This is a genomic window from Vibrio sp. OPT20, assembly GCF_963889365.1.
GTDB classification, from domain to species: Bacteria; Pseudomonadota; Gammaproteobacteria; order Enterobacterales; family Vibrionaceae; genus Vibrio; species Vibrio splendidus.
Map to the genome: position 1 here is coordinate 1 of NZ_CAWPOA010000020.1, position 756 is coordinate 756.

At 39.4% G+C, this 756-nt stretch carries 1 rRNA gene; it reads right to left on the reverse strand.

Annotation, left to right across the window (positions count from 1 at the left end):
• Positions 1 to 476: 476 nt before the first annotated feature.
• Positions 477 to 592, reverse strand: a 5S ribosomal RNA gene (gene rrf / locus AACR09_RS00960).
• Positions 593 to 756 lie beyond the last annotated feature (164 nt).

Here is a 756-nt window from a genome sequence, read left to right on the forward strand (position 1 = left end):
TGTGTTAGGCCTGCCGCCAGCGTTCAATCTGAGCCATGATCAAACTCTTCAATTTAAGATTTTGTGACTCAACGAATACTGACTTCAAAACTAATATTTACCGCTCTTTCGAAAAAGAACAGAAAAATGTAATTCTAAAGCTATTACCATTCCAACAGAATGGTAATGAATTGACTGTGCCAAATAACCGAAGTTATTTGTATTGGTCACTCAGTTCATTGAAATCAAGTTTGTTACCGAAGTAACTGTCATTACCTAAGTAATAACGTTTTGATATTCATCAACGAGTGCCCACACAGATTGATAGGTTTAAATTGTTAAAGAGCGTGTTCTCTAAAAAGAGAACGCTTTCAGTGCCTTAGCACTTAAGCAGGACGCGTATAATACGCTTTCCACTTTGAAAGTCAACATAAAACTCTAAGAAACTTAGAACTCTATGGTGACTTGTCTATTAAATAGACAAAGTCGAAATTAAAGCCTGGCGATGTCCTACTCTCACATGGGGAAACCCCACACTACCATCGGCGCTATTGTGTTTCACTTCTGAGTTCGGCATGGAATCAGGTGGGTCCACAATGCTATGGTCGCCAAGCAAATTTTAAAATTCGGAAAGCTTATCTAAAAGTTATTTCTCTTCAAACTCATTCAAGGTCTGGTCTTTCTTTGAGTCCACAAAACCCCTTGGGTGTTGTATGGTTAAGCCTCACGGGCAATTAGTACAGGTTAGCTCAATGCCTCGCAGCACTTACACACCCT